4 protein-coding genes are annotated in these 3,563 nt (G+C 63.9%); 2 read left to right on the forward strand and 2 right to left on the reverse strand.

The features are described from left to right. Together Q0X61_RS12925 and rplQ are read left to right on the forward strand one after the other, a co-directional pair. On the forward strand, positions 1–747 hold a 747-nt coding region (locus tag Q0X61_RS12925), incomplete at its 5' end, for a DNA-directed RNA polymerase subunit alpha (protein ID WP_297743268.1). 42 nt (positions 748–789) lie between these two features. After that, positions 790–1,362 carry a 50S ribosomal protein L17 gene (rplQ, locus tag Q0X61_RS12930; RefSeq protein ID WP_297743269.1) on the forward strand — a complete coding sequence of 191 codons (573 nt, stop codon included), beginning with the start codon at positions 790–792 and terminating at the stop codon, positions 1,360–1,362. Between the two features lie 73 nt (positions 1,363–1,435). On the opposite strand, the gene Q0X61_RS12935 is transcribed toward rplQ, so the two are convergent. Then, the gene (locus tag Q0X61_RS12935) at positions 1,436–2,623 is read right to left on the reverse strand and encodes a glycine C-acetyltransferase (RefSeq protein WP_297743271.1); all 1,188 of its coding nucleotides are present in this window, start codon (positions 2,621–2,623) and stop codon (positions 1,436–1,438) included. A 15-nt stretch (positions 2,624–2,638) separates the two neighbouring features. After that, a partial coding sequence (gene tdh / locus Q0X61_RS12940) for an L-threonine 3-dehydrogenase (protein ID WP_297743270.1) occupies positions 2,639–3,563 on the reverse strand: 925 nt, incomplete at its 5' end.

A 3,563-nucleotide genomic window follows, 5' to 3' on the forward strand; every position in this document is an offset into this window, starting at 1 on the left:
GAGCCTGTGGTGATGTACCTGCGCAAGGCGGGTGCAGGCGCCGTGACCGCCGCCGACATTCAGCCCCCCGCTGGCGTGCAGATCCACAACCCCGAGCTGCACATCGCTGAGCTGGCCGAAGACGGCAAGCTGGAGATGGAGCTCGTGGTGGAGCGCGGCCGCGGTTACGTCTCTGCAAGTCAGAACAAGAACCCGGACGCAGAGATCGGCCGCATACCCGTCGACTCCATCTACTCGCCGGTACTCAAGGTCACCTACAAGGTGGAGGCCACCCGTGTCGCCCAGCGCACGGACTTCGACCGCCTGGTGATCGACGTCGAGACCAAGCCCTGCATCCTGCCGCGCGACGCCGTTGCGTCCGCGGGTGGCACGCTCGTGGAGCTGTTCGGTCTGGCTCGTGAGCTGAATGTCGACGCGGAAGGTATCGAGATTGGTCCTTCCCCCGTCGACGAGCAGATCGCCGAGTCGCTCAACCTTCCGGTGGAAGATCTCGACCTCTCCGTGCGTTCCTACAACTGCCTCAAGCGTGAGGGCATCCACACCGTGGGTGAGCTCGTCGCTCGCAGTGAGGAAGACCTCCTGGACATCCGCAACTTCGGCTCGAAGTCCATCGACGAGGTCAAGGAGACCCTCGAAGGTCTCGGCCTCGCGCTGCGCGATTCCTCGCCGGGCTTCGACCCGATGGAGGCCATCGAGCGCTACGACGAGGACAACGACGCGGATTTCGCGGAGACCGAGCAGTACTGACCCCGAGCCCACGGCTCGAACACATTTTCTGGAGAAACTGAAATGCCTAAGCCAACTAAGGGCCCGCGCCTGGGCGGCACCCCCACGCATCAGGGGATCATCCTGCGCAACCTGGCCACGCAGCTTTTTGAACACGGCCGTATCACCACCACCGAGACGAAGGCCCGTCGCGTGCAGCCGGTGGCCGAGAAGCTCATCACCAAGGCGAAGAAGGGCGACCTGGCCGCCCGTCGTGAGGTGCTGAAAGACATCACCGATAAAGGTGTTGTGGCTCAGCTCTTCGAAGAGATCGCTCCCATGATGGCGGAGCGTGAAGGCGGGTACACCCGCATCACCAAGATCGGCCCCCGCAAGGGCGACAACGCTCCGATGGCGATCATCGAACTCATCACCGAGAAGGTAGAGAAGAAGGCAAAGCCTGAGCCGAATGCTGAGGAGGCTCCCGCGAAGGTGGAGGAAGCCCCAGCTGAAGCCGAGGAAGCCGAAGCGGTGGAAGAAGCCGAAGTCGACGAGGCGACCGACGCCGCTGAAGACGCCGCCGATGCTGCGGAGGAAGCTCCTGCTGAGGCCGAAGAATCTGCCGACGCTGATGCTGAGGACGCCGAGTCCAAGTGACCGGGTAATCACCGTGCGAAGAGGGCCCCCTTGGGGGCCCTCTTCGCGTTTGGTGGGGGAGTGCTTGGAATTTTTACGCCTCGACGACGTCGCGGGCTTGCACGAATGCGTCGATGGCGCGGTCGAGGTCGGCGCGGGTGAGCGTCGCGCTCAGCTGGGTGCGGATTCGCGCCTTGCCTTTCGGCACGACGGGGTAGCTGAAGGCACGCACGTAGACGCCACGGGCGAGCACTTCGTCAGCCATCTTCGCCGCTTTCACGGCGTCGCCAATCATGACCGGCACAATCGGGTGGGTAGATTCGGGGATTTCGAAGCCGCATGCCGTCATTTGGGTGCGGAAGTAGCTGGTGTTCTCCCGCAGTTGGGCGAGCAGATCGCCTGAGCCCTGGATGAGCTCCAGCACGCGCAGGGTCGCGCCGGTAATGGCCGGTGCGAGCGAGTTCGAGAAGAGATACGGCCTTGACTTCTGCCGGAGCATCTCGACGATTTCCGCCCTCGCGCAGGTGTAGCCGCCCGACGCGCCGCCCAGCGCCTTGCCCAGGGTGCCGGTGAGAATATCGATGCGTTCTTGGACGCCGAACAGCTCGGGCGTGCCTGCTCCGCGTTCGCCGACGAAACCCACGGCGTGGGAGTCGTCGACGAAGACGAGCGCGTCGTGGCGTTCTGCGAGGTCACAGATCTCGTCGAGTGGGGCGAGATAGCCGTCCATGGAGAAGACACCGTCGGTGGCGATGATGCGGTAGCGGCACTCCTTGGCGGCGACGAGTTGGGCTTCGAGGTCGGCCATGTCGCGGTTCTTGTAGCGGAAACGTTGCGCCTTGCACAGGCGGACGCCGTCGATGATGGAAGCGTGGTTGAGCTCGTCGGAGATGATGGCGTCCTCAGGGCCGAGCAGGGGTTCGAAGAGGCCGCCGTTGGCGTCGAAGCAGGAGGAATACAAGATGGTGCCCCAGCCGTCGGGCGTGGGCTTGAGGAAGTTGGTGAGCGCTTCCTCGAGCTGGCGGTGCTGGGTCTGCGTGCCGCAGATGAAACGCACGGAGGCCATGCCGAAGCCCCACTCGTCGAGAGAGCGTTTGGCGGCTGTGATGAGTTCGGGGCTGTCGGCCAGGCCGAGGTAGTTATTGGCGCAGAGGTTGAGTACGTCGTCACGGCCGTCTTCGACGGAGATCCGCGCTGACTGGGCGCTGGTGAGCGCCGCCTCGTCTTTGTAGAGGCCCTCGTCGCGGAGCGTTTGGAGTTCGGCGCGGAGTGCTTGTTGCATGTTGCCGTACATGGGTTAGTCCTCCCAATTCATGATTACTTTGCCAGACTTTCCGTCGCCGGCGACGCGGAAGGCCTGCTCGAAATCGGTGTAGTGGAATCGGTTCGTGATGACGCCGGAGATGTCGAGCCCGGCTGAGATGAGGGCGGTGCCTTGGTACCACGTCTCAAAGATGCGGCGGCCGGTGACGCCTTGCAGCGTGAGCATGTTGAAGATGATCTTGCTGAGATCGAGTTCCACGCTGCCGACGGGGGTGCCGAGCAGTGCGATGCGTCCGCCATGCACCATGTGATCGATCATGGTGCTGAGCGCGGCGGGGGAGCCGGACATTTCGAGACCGACGTCGAAACCCTCCTTCACGCCGAGCCGCGGCCACACGTCGCGCAGATGGTGGTTTCGCACGTTGACGGTCTGCGAGATGCCGAGCTCGCGGGCCAAGGCGAGGCGTTCGTCGGAGAGATCAGTGAGCACCACGTTGCGGGCACCCTGGAACTGCGCGACAAGTGCTGCCATGATGCCTATGGGGCCCGCGCCTGAGACGAGGACGTCTTCGGCGAGGCACGGGAATTGGAGGGCGGTGTGGACGGCGTTGCCGTAGGGGTCGAAGATAGCGGCGACGTCCGCGTCAATATCGAACGGGTAGACCCACACGTTCGCGGCGGGCATCACGAAATATTCGCACATGGCCCCGTCGACGGCGTACCCGATGCCCTTGGTGTTGGCGCACACCTCCCGTCGGCCAGCCAGGCAGGCTCGGCATCTGCCGCACACGTAGTGCCCTTCTCCGGAGACAAACTGGCCAGTGCTGAGGCCGTCCACAGCCGACCCGACCTCAATGATGGTTCCAGCGAACTCGTGGCCAAGCACCCTAGGCGTGGAGACGGTCTTCGATGCCCAACCATCCCAGCGGTCGATGTGCACGTCGGTGCCGCAGATACCC

This window comes from uncultured Tessaracoccus sp. (assembly GCF_947255005.1).
In the GTDB taxonomy this organism is placed as follows: domain Bacteria; phylum Actinomycetota; class Actinomycetes; order Propionibacteriales; family Propionibacteriaceae; genus Arachnia.